Genomic DNA, 19479 nt, shown 5'->3' with positions numbered 1-19479 from the left:
GGAATGGAAAAATTCGTTTTGTTAGAGCCTTTTTCGATCGATTATCGAGTAACGGGGTCAAAGATTAATTGTGCCAAATCAGAATAGCGGCTTGTCGGTTCGCACCATCCCAAAAAGGCAGTTCGGATGGCATTCGCCCTTCGCTCACCCACCACAGGCGCGGCAAATTCTGTGTATTTGGCGATTACGTCTTCGCGTTCAAAGGGTACTTCGGGACCGCCGCGGGCATGAACATCGCCCGAATCCAACACTCGTCCATCTGTGGTCTGGATGCTTACATCCGCCCATCTGCCTTTCGGAAATCGCTCAGCGTGGCGCTTGGACCGAGAGGTATGAATGCGCGTCATGAACTCGGCAACAGACGGGTCGGCCAGGCCAGCCCCAGAAATATGCTCGACCCCAATCCGTCCGTAAATCGCCTGAACCGCCACGGCAAAGGGCAGGGAATACTGCGCCTGTGACGTCGTTTTGGGCATTCCCCCAAACAGGCACACAGCCTCATCAAAACTGTTGATCTGGATGGACAGAATTTGGTCGTGCGTCAGATCATTCGACTCCATGACCGCGCGAACCGCATCAATCGCCGCGTGCGCCCAGCGGCAGATCGGATAAGGTTTTACATATTGGTGTTCAACCTGCCAGAACTGACCCAGATCAGCCCAATGAGATGCCGCAGATTGGGCTTCAATCGTGATGGCCGGGGCGCCGGTAAATCCCTTTTCGGCTAGAACAGCGGCGGACAGCCCAACCAGAGCCCCCCAGCCAGAGCCGTCGTGCAGCATCGTTGGATTCGCAATTTCCCGCATCATTTGACTGCGCGGGCCGTGATACTCGGCGATCCCCATCGCCTGTCGCAATTGTTCCGATGTATGCTCCCGCAAGCGCGCGGCCATTGCCGCCACACCCAGCGCGTTCCACGCACCCGATGTATGATAATCGTCGACCGAGGCGTGCAGCGATAACCCGGCGCGCCCCGCAACCTCATACCCGGTGATCACGGCAGCCAGCGCGTCGGGTCCGGTCAGGTCGGGGCAATGCTCGGCGAGGGCGACAAGCGTGGGCAAGACGACAACGCCGATATGCCCCTTGGTCGGGTTGTACCCGTCATGCCCGTCCAGATTGTCGGTTTGGGTTGCCATGGCATAGGCAGCCCCTGCCATGCTGACCCGCCGCCCATCGAACATCATACGCGCGCTAAAATCTTCCTGCGTGCTGGCATACAGCACTGACGCTGTTTCACGGGCGATCACCCCCGCCTCCATCGGACCAGAGGCGATCAGGATACCCATAGTGTCCAGCATCATCAGGGCGGCAGCGTCCATCGCGCTTTGCGGCATTTGGTCCCCTGTCCGGCGCAGTGCAAAATCCGCGACTTGGTCGAACGTCCCCGTCATTTTACCGGGTCCGCCACAGGTTGCCTTATGTCCCGAAGGCGCAGACCTGACGGATCAAATGGCGGCTCAGCCAAAAGCGTGGCCTTGTGCGGTCTGCCCAGGATGAAAATACTCACCGTATCTCCGGGCTGGGCAACCTTGGGGTTGGCATAGCCGATCGCCAGAGACTTCCCTACGCTGTAACCGAATGCGCCAGAGGTCACCCGCCCAATCGGCGTTCCCTCCGGGGTGAAAATCGGCTCGCCACCGGATGCATCGGCATTGGTTGCCTCCACTTCAAACATCGACAGAACCTCGCGTGGGGTATTGTCTTTGACGGCCAGATACGCGTCCTTGTGCAAGAAATCCTTGTCCAGCTTGATCAGCCCGGCTAGCCCAACTTCTTGCGGCCAATATTCCTGAGAATACTCCCGCCCCCAGGAACCGTATCCCTTTTCAATCCGCAATGACCCCAACGCGCGGCCGCCAACCGGGCCGCCGCCCAAGTCATTCGCGGCCTCCAAAAGTACAGTATAGAGCCTGATTTGATCTTCTTCGGCGCAATGAAGCTCCCACCCCAGGTCACCGGTAAAGCTGACGCGGATGGCAAGACAGGACACACCCGCAACCTCGATCCGGCGGGACCGCATAAAGCTGAACCCTTCGTTTGACAGGTCCGCATTCGTGAGGCGCTGCAACAGGTCACGCGACTTTGGCCCTGCCACGTTAAAGCCCGCAATACGGTTCGTGGCGACTTCGAGCGTTGTACCTTCGGGCAGATCGACCATGTTGAAGAACCGCTGGTGATAGCGTTCTGCCATGCCCGAGCCGATCATCATGTACTCGTCCTCGGCAGTCTTGGTGATGGTGAAATCACCCGCAACTCCGCCGCGCACCGAGATCATGGGGGTCAGACAGGACCGCCCAATCTGAGTCGGCACACGGTTGGCGACCAGACGATCCAACCAATCATACGCGCCGGGGCCTTTTACGACGTAGTTGGCGAAGTTCGAGATGTCGATCACACCCACATGGTCACGCAACATCTGCGCCTCGCGGCCCACAGGTTCCCACCAGTTCTGGCGTGTAAAGCCGTTTGTGTCAGTCACTCCGGGTTGCTTGGCAAACCAGAGCGGGTGTTCCCAACCGCAGTTCAGACCAAAGACACAGCCCAAGTCTTTTTGTATCTGATAGGCCGGGCGCAGACGAGCGGGACGTCCCGCGCTGCGTTCTTCATTCGGGAAGTGGATGGCGAAACGGTGCGTATAAGCGTCTTGGACACGCGCCTTGGTGAATTTCTTGTCGGCCCAGTCGCCAAAGCGCGCCAAATCCCACGCGAACATGTCATATTGCGGCTCGCCCTCGATCATCCACTGTGCTGACAGCAGGCCAAGACCGCCCGATTGCGAAAATCCGGGAATGATCCCGGTGCAGAGGAAATAGTTCTGCAACTCGGGCACCGGCCCCCAGATCGCGTTGGAATCGGGTGACCAGATCATAGGGCCGTTGATCACCCGTTTCACACCCGCGGTCGCGGCGACTGGCACACGTTCGATAGCACGAATGACGTTTTCCATGATCCGGTCCAGATCGTCGGGGAACAGATCGTGGGCAAAGTCCAGCGGCGTTCCGTTTTCGGCCCAAAACTTCATGTCTTTTTCGTAGGCACCGATCAGCAGCCCGTTGCCCTCCTGCCGGAAATAGTACTCACCGTCCCTGTCCGCGATGGATGGCAGGCGGCGGCCCAAGGCGGCGACCTCATCAATCGCTTCGGTGACGAAATACTGATGCTCGGTGGGTTGCAAAGGCAATTCGATCCCGGCCAGCGCCGCAACTTCCCGCCCCCATAGACCGCCTGCATTGACCACCCACTGCGTGTGGATGTCCCCCTTTTTCGTGCGCACAATCCACGACCCGTCGGATTGCTGTTCAGTGCCTAATACAGGGCAAAACCGCTCAATCGAGGCGCCCATCGCGCGGGCGCCAGCAGCATAGGCGTGCGTCACGCCCGAAGGATCGACATTGCCGCCATCCGGTTCGAACATAATGCAACGGATGTCATCGAACTGCGCCAGCGGGTGCAATTCCATCGCTTGTTCGCGGCTAATCTCGTGAAAATTAAGGCCATAGAATTTTGCCTTAGCCTCTTGCAGACGCAACTGGTGTTCGCGGTCCTCGGTCTGCGCCAGATAAAGTGAGCCGGACTGGAAAACACCACAGCCCTGCCCGGTTTCCTTCTCCAGCTCTTTATACAGGTTCATCGTATAATGCTGGATGCGGGTGATGTTGTTGTTATCGTGCAGCCCGTGGATATTGGCCGCCGCGTGCCATGTGGACCCGCTGGTCAGTTCATCACGTTCCAGCAGGACAACATCGGTCCAGCCGAGCTTGGCCAGATGATACAGGATCGAGCAGCCGACCAGCCCCCCTCCGATCACAACGGCTTGTGCGTGGGTTTTCATCGGCGTGACCTCCTGCTGGCGCGCGAATAAACTCTTACCAGAAAGTCAGCCACAGGTTCCGGGGGCCTTATGTTCTGTTCCCGACGCAGAATGTCGGGAACAGGTAAGTTCTACCTCGAATAATTCTCAACCAGAGTTGAGTTAATACGGCGCCTCGACGTCGTTCATCGAAACATAGACGGTCTTCATCTCACTGAAGTGGTTGATCGCCAGTTTCGAGTTCTCGCGCCCCACACCCGACATCTTTGAGCCGCCAAACGGGGCCTCGACCGGGGCCAAGTTGTAGGTGTTGATATAGCAGGTACCCGCCTCGAACCCGGCCACGATACGGTGCGCGCGGGTCAGGTCGTTGGTGAACACACCTGCGGCCAGACCGAACTCGTTATCATTGGCGCGGGCCAGAACCTCGGCCTCGGTGTCGAAGTCCAGAACCGACATGACCGGGCCAAAGATTTCCTCGCGGGCGATAGTCATGTCGTCGGTGACATCGGCAAAGACGGTGGGCTGCATGTAGAACCCGCCGCCCTCGATCCGGTCGCCGCCATAGACCAGACGAGCACCTTCGGCTTTGCCTTTGTCGACATAGCCCAGTGCGATGTTCATCTGATTTTCGCTGACCATGGGGCCGAAATTGACGCTTTCGTCCAGCGGGTCGCCTATTTTCGCTGCAGCCAGACGTTCGGACAGGCGGGCAAGGAATTGATCCTTGATGCCTTTCTGCACAAAGACGCGGGTGCCGTTGGAACAGACCTGACCCGAGGAGTAGAAATTGCCCAGAATCGCGCCCGAAACAGCATTTTTTTAATATCCGCATCGTCAAACACGATCATCGGGGATTTGCCGCCCAGCTCCATCGTCACGTGTTTCATGTCGGCGGCGGCGGCGGCATAGACCTTGCGGCCCGTGGGCACCGATCCGGTCAGCGACACTTTGGCCACGCGCGGGTCTGTTACCAGCGACGCACCCACATCACCGTAACCCTGCACGACGTTGTAGATGCCTTTGGGGGCCCCGGCTTCGATTAGAATCTCGGCCACTTTCAGCGCGGACAGGGGCGTGGTTTCCGACGGTTTGAACACCATGGCATTGCCACAAGCCAGCGCGGGCGCGCCCTTCCAGCACGCGATCTGTGTCGGATAGTTCCACGCGCCGATGCCGACGCAGACGCCCAGCGCCTCGCGGATGGTATAGACAAAATCTCCGCCGCCCAGCGGGATATGTTCACCGGTCAGCGAGGCCGCCAACCCACCGAAATATTCCAACGCGTCAGCCCCGCTAGTGGCGTCGGCGACCAGCGTTTCCTGCAGTGGTTTGCCGGTATCGTGGGTTTCCAGAATAGACAGCTCGCGATTGCGTTCGCGCATGATGTCAGCGGCACGTCGCAGAACCCGGCCGCGCTCGGTTCCCGACAGCGCAGCCCATTCGCGTTGAGCCGTTTTCGCACTGTTTAGAGCCTGTTCGATAACTTCTGCCGTGGCGGAGTGTAGCCGGGCGATAATCTCTCCGGTTGCGGGAAAGATAACGTCGATGGGGGCGCCATTGGTGTCTTCGACGTATTCGCCATTGATGAAATGGCTCGCCTTGGGCTGGAATTTCATGACCGGGTCCTTTTCAGAAGTCTTTCTTCGGCTCTAACTTTTATTGACTGACCAGTCAATAAAAGCAAACACGGCAAACTCTCGCTGATGTGAATCACCGCCCTCTTGAATAGAAAAGTTAATGTTCCATTTATGTTCCACATAGTCAGAGGAACATTCCGATGTCTTACGCCACACAAAATTCTGCTCTGAACGGCCCATCAAACGACTATCACTTGCTGCCCGTCACTGATCGGCAAATGCGTTATGCGCGCGCGATCGCTCAACAGTCAGCTTTGGAAATCCCCGTCGAAGCACAACGGGATCGTCGGGCCATGTCGCAGTGGATATCAACCCATAAACCACATGATCCATCACCCTTTGCCAATTATCCGACCGGCAAGCAGGTGGCCTATGCCGAGCGGATTGCCCGCAGCAAACGCAGACAAATCCCGCAGGAGTGTTTTCGGGACAAACATGCGATGTCGCTGTGGATCGACCACAACAAATAGCGGATCAGTTTTCGCTGTGTGAGCGGGCGTAAATCCCCACCGCTGCGGCCACAAACAGGCCCAACAAGATATAGCCGGTGATAGCTTCGGCCACGGCCAAACCGCGACACATTCCGGCGGGGTGTAAATCCCCAAACCCAACTGTGGTGAAAGTCACGTAAGAGAAATACAAAACATCAGTTGGGCCGCGCGCGCCTACGACACACAGGTCGTAATAACCGAACGACCCATAGACAGCCGCAAAAAGAAAGGGGACGACCTGAATGAAGGAAATCCCCATCAGCAGCAGTTGCCGCCGGGGGGACTTGACCTGGGTCATGTAATACCAGGTCTGCGAAACAAGCCAGATCGTCAACAGAACGGTTGTTGCTGTGCCGATCTTGTCGCCCGCCGTGGTTTCACTTAGCCGCGACAGCCCGTACCATGCGATGAAGCTGGCGACCACCAACCCAAGGGCAGCAACCAAGGTCGATTTCCACTCTTCCAGAGTAATCGGGTCGCGGTGCATGAAACCTCCGTCAGTATGGGACACGGTTAATCATCGGGTCAGAGGCGCATACCCGCAACCTGAAAAATCAGAGGTTTAGGTCGTGCCCAGATGCTCGTGCCCGCGTTGACGCGCCAGTCCGATCTGTTTCTGCCGCTCGCGAAAACGCATTTTGTCCGCCTCGGACGTTTCGTTGATGCACCGGTGGCAGGACACGCCATGCTCGTATTCAGGGCGTTTCATATCTTCGGGCAGGATCGGACGTCGGCAGCCGTGACACAGATTGTGGGGGCCTTCGACCAGCCCGTGCCCAACAGACACACGATTGTCGAACACGAAACACTCGCCCTGCCATGTGCTGTCTTCGGCGGGCATTTCCTCAAGGTAACGCAGAATGCCGCCTTTCAGGTGATAGACATCCTCAACCCCCTGCCCCAACAGGAAGTTGGTCGATTTCTCACAGCGGATCCCGCCGGTGCAGAACATGGCAACGCGCTTGTTGTGGAAACGATCCTTGTTCTCCTCCCACCACGCCGGGAATTCGCGGAAACTGGCTGTTTCAGGGTCTATTGCGCCTTCAAACGTGCCAATTGCAACCTCGTAATCATTACGCGTGTCGATCACCACAACATCGTCCGAGCGGATCAGGTCATTCCAATCTTCGGGCTCAACATAGTTGCCAACTCGGGCGCGCGGATCGACATCCGGCTGGCCCATGGTCACGATCTCTTTCTTCAGGCGCACCTTCATCTTGCCAAAAGGTGGATGATCGGCGGTGGCCTCTTTCCATTCAAGGTCCACGCATCCCGGCAATGCCTTGATATGGGCCAGCACCGCGTCGATCCCGGCACGGGGGCCTGCAATGGTTCCGTTGATCCCTTCCTGCGCCAACAGCAACGTGCCTTTGACCGCTTGCGCGCGGCATAGCTCTAGCAGAGGAGCACGCAGGGCAGCGTGATCCGGGAATCGAGTGAAGTGATAGAGGGCAGCGATGGTATACATGCGCGCGGTCTAAACCTGCATTCAAAGAGTCGCAAGGGACCGGATTGACGCCCCCCTGCTTGCCGCCTACCGATAAGACAACGCAAGGAGGCCCCGATGACCCACGCCCTGATCGTAATCGACGTCCAGAACGACTTTTGCCCCGGCGGCGCGCTGGCCGTGCCCGAAGGGGATAAGATCGTTGCCCCCATCAACGCCATGATGAACGATTTCGACGCGGTCATCCTGACGCAGGACTGGCATCCGGCAGGGCATTCATCTTTCGCCAGCTCTCATTCAGGCAAAAATCCTTTTGATATGACTGAGATGCCCTATGGCCCGCAGGTATTGTGGCCGGATCACTGTGTGCAGGGGACCAAGGGCGCAGCGTTTCATCCCGACCTGCGCAGCGACGGCGACCTGATCATCCGTAAGGGATTTCGCAGCGACATCGACAGTTACTCCGCCTTTTTTGAGAATGACCAAACCACACCCACGGGCCTTGAAGGATATCTGAATACACGCGGCCTCAGGAAACTGACCATGGTTGGGCTGGCCACGGATTTTTGCGTTCACTTCTCGGCAGTGGATGCAGCGCGGCTTGGGTTTGACGTGACAGTGCGCATGGATATGTGCCGCGCCATTGATCTGGACGGCTCGTTGGCGGCGGCCCAATCGGCAATGCGCAATGCAGGTGTGACGTTGACCTAGGGCGTCGACCCTGAATCCGCCAGGTATTTGAGTATGACAAATATGACCACGGCCAGGCCCAATGCGACACCGACCCGTGCCGGTACGGTCCGACGTTGGGGTGTTGCAGGCGATTTGTAACGCGGATTGGGTGTCCAATCGGCCACCTTTCTGCGCTGACCGTTCCGTGGGCGAGCCGTTTTGACGTCGCGCAGGAACTTCCAAAAGTCAAATTCACCGCAATATTCGCCCTGAACCCCAAGATCACGAATATTGGCAAACAAGGCGCGTAAAATCCGCTCGCGCTCGGCCTCGTCACGCGGACGGTAAAGACCGTGCAGCAACTCGCTGCCGGTGGCGTCCAGACCAAACCCCGCATCCTGGAAGATTTTGCGAATCTTCGGCGAGGTCGCACGCAAGGCGTCCGCCGTCTTCACGTCGCGGAACATCGCGCGCAATACCGGCTTTTGCGAATACCCATCCGCGCCCGTTTCCAGACCACCATCCCCCGGGTCGACTACAACGATGTCAAAATCGTACTCGAGAACCATTCACTATTTAAACCTCGTCTTCCCTTCCATACTTTTCACTAACAAGCGAAAAGAACTCACAATATGCTCGCTTTGTGACCTGACATTGTCATTGTCCCCGAACGAGCGACTCTTGCCATTCAACGCACCGATTGATCTAACAACGGAAATCGCAGGAGTTCCTCATGGTCGATATTGCGGCGCGCGTGTACAATCATAAATGGCAGATTGACCCAATTGTCCGGTCTTTAATCGACACAGATTTCTACAAACTGCTGATGTGCCAGTCAGTGTTTCGAAATAAGCCCCAAACGGATGTGGTGTTTTCGCTGATCAATCGGTCGAATCACATCCCCCTGACCCAGCTTATCGACGAAGGCGAGCTGCGGGAACAGTTGGATCACATCCGCTCACTAAGCCTCAGCCGGGGAGAAAGCACATGGTTGCGGGGCAATATGTTCTACGGCAAACGGCAGATGTTCCGCTCGGATTTCATGGAGTGGTTCGAGAATCTGCGCTTGCCGCCCTACCATCTTGAACGCAAGGGCGATCAGTACGAACTAACCTTCGAAGGCAAGTGGCACGAGGTCATGCTGTGGGAAATCCCCGCCTTGGCCGTTCTGATGGAGCTGCGGTCCCGCGCCGTGCTGAATGACATGCGCCGGTTCGAGCTTCAGGTGCTCTATGCCCGTGCGATGACCCGCGTTTGGGAGAAAATCGAACAGCTACGCGGGATTGAGGGGTTGGGCATTGCCGATTTCGGAACGCGTCGCAGGCATTCCTTCCTGTGGCAGGATTGGTGCGTCCAAGCCATGATCGAAGGGCTGGGGCCTGCGTTCACGGGTACGTCGAACTGCCTGATCGCCATGCGGCGCGAGGTTGAAGCCATCGGCACCAACGCGCACGAGCTGCCTATGGTCTATTCGGCGCTGGCTGACACCGATGAGGCACTGGCGCAGGCGCCTTATGATGTTCTCAGCGACTGGCATGACGAACATGACGGTAATCTTCGCATCATCCTGCCTGACACCTATGGCACGCAGGGGTTTCTGGATCGCGCACCTGATTGGCTGGCCGGATGGACCGGTATCCGCGTAGACAGCGGCGATCCGGCCACTGGCGCGGAAATAGCAATCCAATGGTGGAAATCGCGCGGCGAGGATCCAATGGAAAAGCGGGTGATCTTTTCTGACGGGTTGGACGTAGACAAAATCCGCGAGCTGCACAGCCAGTTTGCAGGGCGCACCAAAGTGTCGTTTGGCTGGGGCACGCTTTTGACCAATGATTTTCGCGGGCTGGTGCCCGATGACGCGCTGGCCCCGTTTTCCTTGGTGTGCAAAGCAGTCTCGGCCAATGGCCGCCCAACGGTCAAACTGTCGGACAACCCGGAAAAGGCAATGGGCCCGGCGGACGAAATCGAGCGCTACAAGCGCGTGTTCGGAGTGGGCGAGCAAGAGTCGATCGAGGTGATTGTTTAGGCTCTAACCATGGAAACTCGCCACCGTTTTGAGTTGTGAGAACCCAAACAGCGCCTCGAATCCCTTTTCGCGGCCATGCCCGGATTTTCCCACCCCGCCAAAGGGCAGTTCCACGCCGCCACCGGCGCCATAATTGTTGACGAAAACCTGACCCGAGCGCAGACGTTTCGCCAATCGCATCTGGCGAGCACCATCGCGGGTCCAAATGCTGGCCACCAGACCATAGTCGGTTCCGTTGGCAATCTGCACGGCGTCTTCCTCGGAATCAAAGGGGATCAAGACTTGCACAGGGCCGAATATTTCGTCGCGGGCCAACGCGTGATCGGGCGGCACGTCAGAAAACAGCGTTGGACGGACATAGGCCCCATCGGTTGGCGCGTGCTCAACGATGCGGCCCTGCGCAGCGACTTTCAGGTCCACCCCCTTGGACAAAAACCCTTCGACGATGTCCTTTTGACGGGCAGAAATCAGGGGACCGAGCCGCAAATCCTCATTCGCTGGTCCAACGGTCAGATCGGCATAGGCGTCGGCCATACGGGATTTGACCTGCTCATACACTCCACGCTGCACCAATATGCGGGATGAGGCTGAACATGTCTGACCCGCGTTCTGAATTCCTGCGTTCACCAGAAACGGCAGGGCGGCGTCCAGATCGGCATCGTCAAACACCAGTTGCGGGGACTTCCCGCCCAATTCCAGCGTCACCGGCACCACATTGCGGCCTGCTGCCTGTTGCACCAGCGCACCTGTGGCGACCGACCCGGTGAACGAGATATGGTGCACGCCAGGATGACCGGACAATGCAGCACCAGCCTCGGCACCCAAACCGGGCACCACATTCAATGCACCTGTTGGCAACCCGGCTTCTAGCGCCAAATGTGCGAAGGCAAGTGCCGTCAGACAGGCTTCTTCGGCAGGTTTCAGGACACAGGCATTGCCCATCGCCAGCGCCGCCCCGACCGAACGGCCAATGATCTGCATGGGGTAATTCCACGGCACGATATGGCCGGTCACCCCGTGCGGCTCTCGCAAGGTGTAGACGGTGTAGCCTTCCAGATAAGGGATCGTGTCGCCCATGACCTTGTCGGCGGCACCGCCATAGAACTCGCAATACCGCGCCAGCGCCACAGCGTCAGCGCGGGCCTGTGTCAGAGGCTTGCCGACATCCATCGCCTCCAAAGCTGCCAGATCATCGACCCGTTCCAATACCAACTGACCCAATCGCGTCAGGATGCGGCCCCGCTCCAGCGCGGTTTTACGGCCCCAGCCACCGTCAAGGGCCGATTGCGCGGCTTGGACCGCTGCGTCGATATCTGCAGCCTCGCCGCGGGCGATACGGCAAATCTCAGCCCCGTCAGAAGGGTTGACCAAAGGTAAGGTCGACCCCGAGGTGGGATCGACCCATGCGCCTCCGATCAGACAATGGGTTGGGTTGAACCAGAGAGGATTGGGCATTTCGATCTCCTATTTCGGCTCTAACATTGGGAATTAAGCCACCTGACTGCCGATATCTGGCAGAACAGGCGCGGCGTCTATCAGGGTTCGGGTATAGGGATGCTGAGGGTTGGAAAAGACCTGTTCGGTCTCACCCTGCTCAACAATTTTACCGGCGTGCATCACCATCACGCGGTCAGTGATTGTTCTGACGACACTAAGATCGTGACTTATGAACAGATACGTCAGGTCATATGCCGCGCAGAGCTCAGCCAGAAGGTCGAGGATTTGCGCGCGTACGGATACGTCAAGCGCCGAAACAGCCTCGTCAAACAGGATCAGCTCGGGCCGGATGATCAAGGCGCGAGCAATGGCAATGCGCTGCCGCTGACCGCCCGAGAATTCGTGAATGTACTTGTCGGCATCTCTGGGACTGAGGCCCACGGCACTCAGCATTTCGTCGATCAAGTCCTGACGCGCGGCCCCTTTGGGCGGATTTTCCAATACGTGAAACGGTTCTGTGATCAACCGCGCGACCCGGTGGCGGGGGTTGAAACTGCCATATGGGTCTTGGAACACCACCTGCATCTTTTGCCGCACGGCTGGGTTTGGCTTGTGGCCCGCAAAAACGGGCTCCCCTTCCAGCCGGATGTCCCCGGCCTGAACCTCCTCTAGACCCAAAATCGCCCTTGTTAGGGTCGATTTTCCGCATCCAGATTCGCCAACCAATCCCAAACGCTCCCCACGATTGAGAGTGAAGCTTACCTGATCGACGGCACGGTGATGACCGGGTGTTTCAAACAAGCCTTTCCGCGGAAGGCGGTAGTCACGGACAACCTGCGCAACCTCAAGCAACGGGCGGGGGCTTATCGTGTCGGGTAGGGAAACCTTGTGACCAGACGCCTCGAACAGCATACGTGTGTAGGGGTGCTGCATGTCGCGCAACAGGTTTTCCGTGGCCCCTTCCTCAACAACTTCGCCGTGACGCATAACGACGATCTTATCGGCCAGATCGGCCACGACCGCCAAGTCATGCGTAATCATCAGCAGTCCCATGCCATATTCGCTGACCAACCCCCTGAGCAGATCGAGGATCTGCGCCTGCGTGGTGACATCCAGCGCCGTCGTGGGTTCGTCCGCGATCAACAGCTTCGGGCGCAGCGCGATGGCCATGGCAATCACGACGCGCTGGCGCTGACCGCCCGACAACTCGTGCGGATAGCGGGTCAGCGGGAAACGGTCAGGTGGCAGACCCACCCGGGTCAGAACCTCCTCGGCGCGTTCACGGGCCTTTGGGCGGGGCATCGCCTTGTGGATCAGGATTGTCTCCATCACCTGATCCCCGATGGTCTTGACCGGATTCAGCGCGGTCATCGGCTCTTGAAACACCATTCCGATCGCAGCGCCGCGCAGGGCACACATTTCAGCCTCGGGGCGGGTCAAAAGGTCATGGCCTTCCAGCCGGATTGCACCTGTTGCCTGTCCCCCGTTCGGCAGCAACTGCATCACGGCCAAGGCAGTCATCGACTTGCCCGACCCGCTCTCGCCGGTTACGGCCACAATCTCACCCGGGGCGATGGACAGGCTGACCTGTTTCAGGATCGGCACGCCGTGGATAGTCAGAGACAGGTTTTCAATATCCAGCAAGCTCATGCGCGCGCCACCCTTATTCGGGGATCCAGCCAATCACGCAGACCGTCCCCTAAAAGGTTCAGACCCAGCACAGTGACGATAATCGCAAGCCCCGGAATCAGAGCCAAATGCGGGGCAAAACTGACCATTGTCTGTGCGTCGGCCAACATCCGACCCCAACTGGGCGTTGGCGGTTGCGCCCCCAGACCGACATAGGACAGGCTCGCCTCGGCCAGTATGCCCAGCGAGAACTGAATGGTCCCCTGCACGATCAGCAAATTGGCAACGTTGGGCAGAATGTGTTCGGCTGATATCCGGGCGGCACCTTTGCCAGACACACGGGCGGCAAGGATGAACTCACGCTCCCACAGGGACAGCGCCGCGCCGCGGGTGATACGGGCGAAGACGGGAATGTTAAATATGCCGATCGCGATGATTGCGTTGACCGCCCCCGCCCCGAACACGGCAGTGATCAGGATCGCGATGACCAGTGAAGGAAACGCAAATACTAGATCATTGCCGCGCATGATTAGCTCATCCAGCCACGATCCATTGCGCGCTGCTGCCGCCAATCCCAGCGGCACACCTAGCGCCATGCCGATACCCACTGCGACCAAGGCCACCGCAATGGACGTTCGCGCACCGACCATGATCATGGAAAACATGTCGCGACCAAAATGATCCGTTCCGAACCAGTGCTGCGCATTTGGTGGTTGCAACTTGTCCGGGATATTCAGCGCAGCATAGTCGTAAGGCGTCCAGACAAACGAGATCAAGGCCGCCAAAACAACCAGCGACGACAAAGCCGCACCTAGAATCAGGTTGCGGCTCATGTCCGGCTCCTCAGGCGGGGATCGACGGCGGCATAGGCCAGGTCGACCAGAAAATTTACGGTGATGACGGCAAACACCAGCAGCATTACTACCGATTCCACAACGACCAAATCCCGGGCAGAGATCGCCTGAAACACCAGCCGCCCGAGGCCCGGAAGGTAGAACACCTGCTCGATAATGATCGAACCGGCCAGCAGGAACGAGAATTGCAGCCCGATAATGGTCAGCACCGGGATCAATGCATTGCGCACGCCGTGCCTCCACAAGGCTTGCCTGCGCGTTAACCCCTTTGCACGGGCGGTGCGCATGAAGTCTTCGCCCAAAATATCCAGCAGGGATGACCGCATCACCCGCGCCAGAATCGCCGCTTGCGGCAAGGCCAGCGCGATAGCGGGCAGGGTCAGGGAATGCAGGCCGGTCCAGAACCCGGTGTCCCACCCTGCGAACCCGCCGGCGTTGAACCAGCGCAGGTTGATGGCGAAGATCAGCACCAGCATCATCGCAAACCAGAAATTGGGAACCGCGATGCCCAGTTGCGTGGCACCCATCACGGTCAAATCCCCCGGTTTACCCCGTCGCGCGGCGGCATAGATACCAGCTGGAAAGGCGATCAGGGTCGACAGGGTCAGCGCGTATAACGCCAATGGCAGCGACACCCACAACCGGTCGGCGATCATCTGCGAAACTGGCGTTCGATATGTGTAGGAGGTTCCGAAATCCCCCATCAGCATCCCGCTAACCCAGTTAAAGTAACGCTGAATCTTCGAGCCATCCAACCCAAGCTCTGCACGCAGCGCGGCCAACGTGTCCTCTTGCGCGTTGACGCCCAGCATGAATGAGGCGGGATCGCCGGGCGCAACCTCGATCACGGTAAAAATAACCGCCGAGGCCACGGCCAGGCTGATCATCAGAGATATCAGACGTTTAAGTGCATAACGGAGCATTGGTGCCACGTTAGGATCACATATCGTCCGGGTCCAGCACCTAAGGGATCAGAAGATAGGCAAAAACCGCGTAACCCACGATAGCGGCATAGCCCAAAGGATAGATCCACTTGATCGCATAGTTGTCCAGCTTGCGCGCAGCCTCTTCTCGGCCCGACACTTTGAGCTTGCGCAGGGCCACGTTGAACACGATCAAAGCCCCGGTCATCAGAAACATGCACTGCAGAACAAAATCCAGAAACGTCAGGTAACCCAGCTTGGGCAGATCAGCCGAGATTGCCCAGTTGAAGGCCACAAACACCAAAAGGTTACCTCCGGCGATTTCAATCCGCCTGCGGTATTCGTCCAGAAAGAACAGCGCCCAGCCGACGGTGATCAGCACCAGCATCGGCAGGAAAACACGGATCACATAGTAGGTCAGGTGACGACTGCCTTCAAAGACCAGCGCGATCTGATCACTGTCCTGCCCCGACAGGCCCGGAACCGTCGATGCTTCGACACGGGCGTTTCCAAGAACCCACTCTTCCTCACCCAGCATGTCGCCCAGGCCAGAGTGGTCCTCGAGCGGATAGTAGGACACGTATTCCGATGGAAAGATTGAGACAACTTCAAAGAAGAAATCCTGCGTGTCGAACGGGTATTTGCGAAAATCGAAATGCGGGGCCTGCAACGTCAGATTGGATTTCTCGACATAGACCACACGACCATCATACCGCAGCGAGGCGGCGGACTCGTGTATCCACTTGTTTGACTGCTGGTTGTGAATGACGAAAGCGGGCAGCACGGCCCCGATACTTGCCGCGTGGTCGGCAAGTGCAGGTGGATTGAAAACCCGAATATCCCGACCCATGGCCTGTTGGTCGAAGGCCAACGCTGGATCGGTCCATTCCACCCGCAGCACGACGACCGCGCCGTAATTCTCGGCCTTTTGGTCAACGCTGGTAATCTGGTCAATCCTGATGCCGATACCAACCTGCAAGGGGTTTTCCGGCGTGCCTGCCAGCGCATCCAGCCGCCCGCCAAGCGCGTTTTGTGCCTGCGCCTGCGCACCCATGACCAACACGAGGCAGGTTAGGGAAACAAGCAAACAAAGGGCGCGATACACAATCATAGTCATCAGGATTCTTCTGAAAAACAGGGGCCACTCATGGAGGCCCCTGAATAGTTATTCAGACCAACTGATTTCCGTCAGGTCGATGGCGGCCGTCGGCGCGTTTTTCCACAGGCCCTGCACACCCGCCCGTGCAACACCCAACTTGGCAAGCTGGAACAGGTATCCATTGACATAGTCGTTCGAGATCAGCCTTTGGGCTTCTCCCAGCAGCTTTTTACGCTCGTCCGGGTCTGTGGTTTCGTTCAGCGTATCCATCAAAGTTTGAAAATCGACGCTGTCATACTGGAAATAGTAATCCGGACGGGCATAGATCCCGATATCCATGGGTTCCGTATGGCTAACAATCGTCAGGCCAAAATCCTTGCCCTTGAACACGGATTCCAACCACTGCGCCCATTCCACGTTGATGATTTCCGCCTGAATTCCAACCTCGGCCAATTGCGCTGCGACGATCTCGCCGCCGCGCCGGGCATATGATGGGGGCGGCAGGTGCAGCGTGGTTTCGAACCCTTTTTCATACCCCGCATCTGCCAGCAACTGGGCGGCTTTCTTGGGGTCATAGGCCGATTTTCCGGTCAGATCGACATAGGCCGGGTTGTGCGGGGCAAAGTGGGTTCCAATCGGTGTGCCATAGCCGAACATGGCCCCGTCGATAATGGCCTGTCGGTCAATGGCATGCGCCACGGCCTGCCGCACCCGGATATCATCAAACGGTGGCTGCTTGTTGTTGGTCGACAGGATGGTTTCGCCTTCGGTAGATCCGACAAGCACCTGAAACCGCGGATCAGCCTCGAACTGAGGCAGATTTTCAGGCGCGGGGAAGTTGTCGAATACGTCCACATCCTCGGCCATCATCGCGGCAAAGGCGGCGGTGGGATCCGAGATGAACTTGAACGTGGCGGTCTCTAGCGCAGGTTGTTCACCCCAGTAATCCGGGTTTCGGTTCAGCGTGATGCTGTCGCCCTGAACCCATTCGCCAAAAGTAAATGCGCCGGTTCCGACAGGGTTGGTCTTTATGTTCTCGATACTCTCGGGGGCCACGATCACCGCGTCACCCCAAGCTAAATTGAACAGAAAATTCCCGTTCGGGGCCGAGAGTGTGACCTTGACGGTCAGGGGGTCCACGACCTCGACGCTTTCGATACCGGCGAACAGGGCTTTTTGCGCATTGGCACTGTCTTCGGCGGTGGCGCGATCAAGGCTGAACTTGACGTCTTCGGCATCCATCGTTGTGCCATCATGGAACGTAACCCCGTCGTGCAGCTTGAAGGTATAGACCGTGCCGTCCTCGGAAATCTCCCAGCTTTCCGCCAGGCCGGGCACGACCGACCCGTCACCCATGAACCGCGTCAGACCTTCGAAGATATTCGTGTACACAACCGAATCGATGGCCTGCGCCGCGGCGCTGGTCGGGTCCAAATGCGGTGGTTCCAGTTGCATTGCGATGGTTATGTCGGACTTGGCCAAAGCCTGCGTTGCAAACAGGCTGGCACCCACCGCAAGGGCCGAGGCAAAGGACCGAAACATCTGCTTTGTCATAGAAATAACTCCCCACTGAATATCCGCGACCCCTTGGTTTCCGGGCCTTTCAAAGACCAATGTCACTTTAAACCTTAGGTCAATCAAGGGATTGTTGGCGCAACCGGGGTTTCTTAGCCCGTGTCCGATCTGCTATGCCGCGCTGCAACATGAATCCCGGAGGAGCGATCATGAGCGCCACCGCCCGCAAAAAGGCCCCGAATGCCGAGGATATCCGCGCCCGTAAAGGGGGCGAACCTCTGGTCAGCCTGACCGCCTATACCACGCCCATGGCACGGCTGATGGATGACCATTGCGACTTTGTTCTGGTGGGCGACAGCGTCGGCATGGTGCTGCATGGTCTGGAATCGACCCTTGGGGTGACGATGGAGATGATGATCCTGCATGGTCAGGCCGTCGCGCGCGGTTTGAACAATGCGATGATGGTCATTGATATGCCTTTCGCCAGTTACGAGCATTCACCAAACGAGGCTTTCCGCAACGCCGCCCGCCTAATGGCTGAAACGGGCGCAGGCGCGGTCAAGCTGGAGGGCGGAGTCGAGATGGCCGACACCATCCGCTTTCTGGTCAAACGCGGCATCCCCGTAATGGCGCATATCGGCCTGACGCCGCAATCCATCAACACGCTGGGCGGCTACAAGGTGCAAGGCCGGGACGACCAGGCCGAGGCTGTTCTGGCCGATGCCCAGGCCGTTGCCGAAGCGGGCGCGTTTTCCGTTGTGCTTGAGAAGGTCCCGAAACGGCTGGCCGATCGGATTACGGCTGACATCGCAATCCCCACGATTGGCATCGGTGCCTCTGCCGGGTGCGACGGTCAGATTCTGGTGGTGGATGACATGGTCGGCTTTTTCACCGCCTTCAAACCGAAATTCGTCAAACGCTATGCCGAGCTTGGCCCGCTGGCGGAATCGGCGATCGCCGAATACGCAGCCGAAGTCCGCGCACGGACTTTTCCTGCCGAGGAACACGTGTTCTCTGATCAGGCTCCGGCCAAAGGATCCGCTAAATGACTGCACCAATCCTGCGCCGCCTGACGGATCTGCGCGCGTTGACGACTCAATGGCATAACAATGGTGAAAAGATCGGCGTCGTACCCACGATGGGCGCGCTTCATCAGGGACATCTATCGCTGGTCGAAGCGGCCAAGGCGGGCTCAGACCGAGTGATCGTGACCATTTTCGTAAACCCCAAGCAATTCAACAACCCCGAGGATCTGGCCAAATATCCGCGCACCGAAAACGAGGACGCGCAGAAACTGGTCCCTTACGGCGTCGACGCGATCTATGTGCCCGACCCCGAAGAAATCTATCCGCAGGGGTTCGCCACCACCGTTTCCGTCGCGGGCCTGACCAATGTGATGGAAGGCGAATTCCGCCCCGGCCATTTTGATGGCGTGGCGACTGTGGTTGCCAAGCTGTTTCTGCAAACGCAGGCGGATCGCGCCTATTTCGGGAAAAAGGACTATCAACAACTGATGGTCGTGCGCCGCATGGCACGTGATCTGGACATTCCGGTCGAGGTGATCGGCTGCCCCACGGTTCGCGAACCCTCGGGGCTGGCGATGTCGTCGCGCAATTTGCGCCTATCGCCGGAAGGGTTGGACATTGCCGCCAACAAACACCGGATCATGCGCGACCTTGCCAAGGAATTGGCCGATGGGGCGCAGTTCGACACTTTGGCTGCGCGGGCTGAAACGGAATTGCTGGCCGCAGGGTTTACGCAGGTCGAGTATATTCAGCTACGCTGCGCCGATACGCTTGAGCCGTTGACCCATGCATCACGCCCTGCGCGCCTGTTTGCGGCGGCCTGGGCGGATGGCGTCCGGTTGATCGACAATATTCCGGTCTGAACGCACTGGCACCCGCGTCCTTGTTTGCGCTAAAGTCCCGCAAA

At 58.1% G+C, this 19479-nt stretch carries 16 protein-coding genes and 1 pseudogene; 5 read left to right on the top strand and 12 right to left on the bottom strand.

The window, feature by feature from the left end:
- Positions 1–41: 41 nt before the first annotated feature.
- The 3 genes and pseudogenes from GOX73_RS07155 to betB form a co-directional block, all read right to left on the bottom strand.
- Positions 42–1394 (bottom strand): MmgE/PrpD family protein, encoded by a 1353-nt coding sequence (locus tag GOX73_RS07155; protein ID WP_171124126.1) that lies wholly within the window; start codon positions 1392–1394, stop codon positions 42–44.
- Positions 1391–3835 carry an FAD-dependent oxidoreductase gene (locus GOX73_RS07150; RefSeq protein WP_171124124.1) on the bottom strand — a complete coding sequence of 815 codons (2445 nt, stop codon included), beginning with the start codon at positions 3833–3835 and terminating at the stop codon, positions 1391–1393. The genes GOX73_RS07155 and GOX73_RS07150 overlap by 4 nt, the downstream gene beginning before the upstream one ends.
- A gap of 141 nt (positions 3836–3976) precedes the next feature.
- Positions 3977–5433, bottom strand: a pseudogene (gene betB / locus GOX73_RS07145) (betaine-aldehyde dehydrogenase).
- Positions 5434–5594: 161 nt separating this feature from the next.
- On the opposite strand from betB, the gene GOX73_RS07140 reads away from it, so the two are divergent.
- Positions 5595–5924 carry a hypothetical protein gene (locus GOX73_RS07140; RefSeq protein ID WP_171124122.1) on the top strand — a complete coding sequence of 110 codons (330 nt, stop codon included), beginning with the start codon at positions 5595–5597 and terminating at the stop codon, positions 5922–5924.
- 4 nt (positions 5925–5928) lie between these two features.
- On the opposite strand, the gene GOX73_RS07135 is transcribed toward GOX73_RS07140, so the two are convergent.
- Positions 5929–6432, bottom strand: coding sequence for a potassium channel family protein (locus tag GOX73_RS07135; protein ID WP_171123045.1), 504 nt, complete (start codon positions 6430–6432; stop codon positions 5929–5931).
- A gap of 75 nt (positions 6433–6507) precedes the next feature.
- Entirely contained in the window at positions 6508–7413 is a 906-nt protein-coding gene (locus GOX73_RS07130; protein ID WP_171123047.1) for a rhodanese-related sulfurtransferase, read from the bottom strand.
- A gap of 96 nt (positions 7414–7509) precedes the next feature.
- On the opposite strand from GOX73_RS07130, the gene pncA reads away from it, so the two are divergent.
- The gene (gene pncA, locus GOX73_RS07125) at positions 7510–8103 is read left to right on the top strand and encodes a bifunctional nicotinamidase/pyrazinamidase (protein ID WP_171124120.1); all 594 of its coding nucleotides are present in this window, start codon (positions 7510–7512) and stop codon (positions 8101–8103) included.
- On the opposite strand, the gene GOX73_RS07120 is transcribed toward pncA, so the two are convergent.
- Positions 8100–8633 carry a hypothetical protein gene (locus GOX73_RS07120; protein WP_171124118.1) on the bottom strand — a complete coding sequence of 178 codons (534 nt, stop codon included), beginning with the start codon at positions 8631–8633 and terminating at the stop codon, positions 8100–8102. The two genes, pncA and GOX73_RS07120, sit on opposite strands and share 4 nt — an antisense overlap.
- Before the next feature lie 164 nt (positions 8634–8797).
- Here GOX73_RS07120 and pncB point away from each other — a divergent pair, with 164 nt between their 5' ends.
- Entirely contained in the window at positions 8798–10090 is a 1293-nt protein-coding gene (pncB, locus tag GOX73_RS07115) for a nicotinate phosphoribosyltransferase (RefSeq protein ID WP_171124116.1), read from the top strand.
- Between the two features lie 3 nt (positions 10091–10093).
- Here pncB and GOX73_RS07110 read toward each other — a convergent pair whose 3' ends face one another.
- Genes GOX73_RS07110 through GOX73_RS07085 form a run of 6 tightly spaced genes read right to left on the bottom strand, consistent with a single transcriptional unit; the run spans position 10094 to position 17586 of the window.
- Positions 10094–11545: an aldehyde dehydrogenase family protein gene (locus GOX73_RS07110; protein ID WP_171124114.1), complete on the bottom strand. Its 1452-nt coding sequence runs from the start codon at positions 11543–11545 to the stop codon at positions 10094–10096.
- Positions 11546–11578: 33 nt separating this feature from the next.
- Positions 11579–13177, bottom strand: coding sequence for an ABC transporter ATP-binding protein (locus GOX73_RS07105; protein ID WP_171134837.1), 1599 nt, complete (start codon positions 13175–13177; stop codon positions 11579–11581).
- On the bottom strand, positions 13174–13989 hold the full coding sequence (locus GOX73_RS07100; RefSeq protein WP_171124110.1) for an ABC transporter permease: 816 nt from the start codon (positions 13987–13989) through the stop codon (positions 13174–13176). Before GOX73_RS07100 ends, GOX73_RS07105 begins: the two co-directional genes overlap by 4 nt.
- Entirely contained in the window at positions 13986–14933 is a 948-nt protein-coding gene (locus tag GOX73_RS07095) for an ABC transporter permease (protein WP_171134836.1), read from the bottom strand. The genes GOX73_RS07100 and GOX73_RS07095 overlap by 4 nt, the downstream gene beginning before the upstream one ends.
- A 40-nt stretch (positions 14934–14973) precedes the next feature.
- On the bottom strand, positions 14974–16050 hold the full coding sequence (locus GOX73_RS07090) for a hypothetical protein (protein WP_254429131.1): 1077 nt from the start codon (positions 16048–16050) through the stop codon (positions 14974–14976).
- 48 nt (positions 16051–16098) lie between these two features.
- Positions 16099–17586, bottom strand: a complete 1488-nt coding sequence (locus GOX73_RS07085; RefSeq protein WP_171124106.1) for an ABC transporter substrate-binding protein — start codon at positions 17584–17586, stop codon at positions 16099–16101.
- Between the two features lie 170 nt (positions 17587–17756).
- Here GOX73_RS07085 and panB point away from each other — a divergent pair, with 170 nt between their 5' ends.
- On the top strand, positions 17757–18596 hold the full coding sequence (gene panB / locus GOX73_RS07080; protein ID WP_171124104.1) for a 3-methyl-2-oxobutanoate hydroxymethyltransferase: 840 nt from the start codon (positions 17757–17759) through the stop codon (positions 18594–18596).
- Positions 18593–19435 carry a pantoate--beta-alanine ligase gene (gene panC / locus GOX73_RS07075; RefSeq protein WP_171124102.1) on the top strand — a complete coding sequence of 281 codons (843 nt, stop codon included), beginning with the start codon at positions 18593–18595 and terminating at the stop codon, positions 19433–19435. Before panB ends, panC begins: the two co-directional genes overlap by 4 nt.
- The last annotated feature ends 44 nt before the right edge of the window (positions 19436–19479 follow it).

It is taken from the genome of Ruegeria sp. HKCCD7221, from assembly GCF_013031225.1.
Classification (GTDB): domain Bacteria; phylum Pseudomonadota; class Alphaproteobacteria; order Rhodobacterales; family Rhodobacteraceae; genus Ruegeria.
This window is presented reverse-complemented; position numbering and strand designations above follow the sequence as displayed.